The 2,518-nt window shown below is 66.7% G+C and carries 2 protein-coding genes; both read right to left on the bottom strand.

The features are described 5' to 3' along the window. Positions 1-68 precede the first annotated feature (68 nt). On the bottom strand, positions 69-857 hold the full coding sequence (gene istB / locus AC5592_RS34330; RefSeq protein WP_063066582.1) for an IS21-like element helper ATPase IstB: 789 nt from the start codon (positions 855-857) through the stop codon (positions 69-71). Then, the gene (gene istA / locus AC5592_RS34325; RefSeq protein ID WP_063066581.1) at positions 854-2,380 is read right to left on the bottom strand and encodes an IS21 family transposase; all 1,527 of its coding nucleotides are present in this window, start codon (positions 2,378-2,380) and stop codon (positions 854-856) included. The genes istB and istA overlap by 4 nt, the downstream gene beginning before the upstream one ends. Between the last annotated feature and the right edge of the window lie 138 nt (positions 2,381-2,518).

Below are 2,518 nucleotides of genomic sequence, written 5' to 3'. Positions count from 1 at the left end.
GGTGGCCAGTTGTGAATCCCCAACGGCGGCCACTTATTTCCCCGTGGCCAGATATCTCCCCGGCGAGGTCAGCGCAGTGGCCTCACCCCCTGCCCGGAGGTGGCTTGGGCCAGCCGGAAACTGTCGCCGGATGTGACGACGACGTGTGCGTGGTGCAGCAGCCGATCGACTGTGGCGGTGGCCAATGTCTTGGGCATGATCTCGTCGAAGCCCGAGGGGTGCAGGTTGGAGCTGACTGCCATGGCCCGGCGTTCGTAGGCGGCATCGACGAGCCGGTAGAACCCTTCTGCCGCATCGGGACTGACCGGCAGCAGGCCGATGTCGTCGACGATGATCAGGTCGGTGCGGATCAGCCGGGTGATGGCGCGGGTGACCGAGTCATCGACGCGATGTCGCCGCATCAGCGCGCCGAGGTCTTCGATGGTGAACCAGGCGACCGTGAGCCCGGCCTCGACCGCGGCCTGGCCCAGCGCTTCGCAGAAGTGGCTCTTTCCGGTGCCCGACGGTCCGCAGATGCAGAGGTTTTCCTTGTTGCGGACCCATTCGAGGGTTTTCAACGCGTCCTGGGTGGGACGAGGGATGGAGGACGCGGATTCGTCCCAGTCTCCGAAGGTCTTTCCAGCGGGAAACGCGGCGCGTTTGCGTCGGGTCCGCAGGTTGGTCGCGTCGCGGCCGGCGGCTTCTTCGGCGAGCAGCACTCGGACGACCTCGGCGGGGTCCCATCGCTGGGCTTTCGCGGTCGGGACCAGGTCGGTCAGTGCTCGGCGCAGGTAGGGCAACTTGAGTCGTTTGGTCAGGGCGATGGCCTCGGCCAACGGGTCTCCGGCCGAACCGGCAACGCGCAGAGGGGCGTTCATCGATGATCACTTTCGGGGTCGGTGTCGTCGTTGGTGGCGGGCAGGCCGAAATTGGACCAGGCCGAGGTTCCCGGCTGCAGGCTGTGGTGCTCACCGGCCCGGGTGGGCTCGGCGCTGCGGCGGCCGATGTTGTGGGTCAGAATGCTGATCAGGTCGTTCTCGGCGAACCGGCCCGCGATCGCGGCGATCCCCAGCGCCTGGTCAACTTCGGCGGACGAGTGCAGTTTCGCGAGAGTGACCGCCTCGGCCATCTTCGGGCGGATCCGCCGGGTTCCGGCCGCGGCGGCCTCGGTCAACCACGCGGCAGCGCCGGGCCCCAGGCCCAGGAACGCGGCCTCCTCCGCACTGGTCGCGCGCGGGACGCGCTCGCCGTGATGATCCCGCCGCGGCGGATAGTGCTCGTCCTTGATCGACGGGTTGCCCGGCGTCGAGCGCTGGTGTCGGGCGACCTCGACCGGACCTTGATCCTCGACAGCGGTGACGATCAGTTCGTCACCGTGGAACCGGACCCAAACACGGGTGTCGGCAAGAGTATGGGGAACCGAATACCGCACTCCCTCAACCGAAACCGTCGAATCCCAGTTCACTCTCCTGGTCGTGCCCAGCGCGATGGTGAACGGGTTGCCCGGCAACGGGTGCAGACGGGTCCGTTCCTCGGCCAGCGCTTCGATCGGGCGGCGCCGGGTTTCGCGGTGTTCGCGGTCGTTGACCTGTTCGCAGAACACGCGGCAGGCGGTCTCGAGCTCGCCGAAGGTGCGGTAGGCGCCGAGCAGGTTCGTGTCGGTCGGCACCAGATCGGCCTTGGCGATCCGCACCGTCGCCTCCGACCCGCCCTTGGTTTGCGGGTCCGCGGGCATGCAGGTGCGGATCGTCATCCCGTAATGCCTTGCCACTTCAACGATTTCGGGATGACGCACCGCGATAGTCGCGACGTGCTCGACCGACACAGTCTTCTCGTTGTCGGTCAACGCATAAGTCGGCACCCCACCCAACCGGCGCAGCGTGGTGTCCAGGCACGACACCACCGTCGGCAGCGTCTTGTCCATCACCGGGATCACCACCCGGAACCGCGACCACGCCAGCCACGCGCACCACAACTGCGTCTGCCGACCACCGACTACTGGCCCGTGTCCCCAATCCCACTGCAACCACAATCCCGGCTCAGCGATCCACGGACGGAACACCCGCCGCTGCCCTGCCCGCAACTGCGCCTTGACCTGCGCGACCACCCGGCGGGTGGTGCGTTCTCCGCCGGTGAACCCCATCGCGGTGATCCGCTTGTGAACAACATCAGCGCGGATCTTGCCGTTCGAACGAACCACCAGCTCTTCGATTTTCGGCAAATACTCATCGATCGGGCGAGCACGATGCTCCCTCGCCACCGGGCTCTCCCCAGACGCCCGCAACGCGACATACCTTGCGACCGTGTGGTGGTCGCAGCCGGCCAGCTCCGCCGCCGCCCGGTAACTCCCCGTGAGGTCATACGCCTCAAGGATTTCCATGATCTCCCTACCGCTCTTCACCGAGCGAGCAAACCCGCCCAGCCATCCGGAACATGCACAACACGCCGGGGAAATATCTGGCCGCCCACGGGGAAGTCGATGGCCATCAACGGGGCGTCATATGGCCGCCCACGGGGAGGATGTCATGGCCGCTGTCAA

The sequence above is a fragment of the Nocardia violaceofusca NBRC 14427 genome (assembly GCF_963869435.1).
GTDB classification, from domain to species: Bacteria; Actinomycetota; Actinomycetes; order Mycobacteriales; family Mycobacteriaceae; genus Nocardia; species Nocardia aobensis.
Note: the sequence above shows the minus strand (reverse complement) of the source record. Positions and strands in the feature narration are given on the sequence as shown.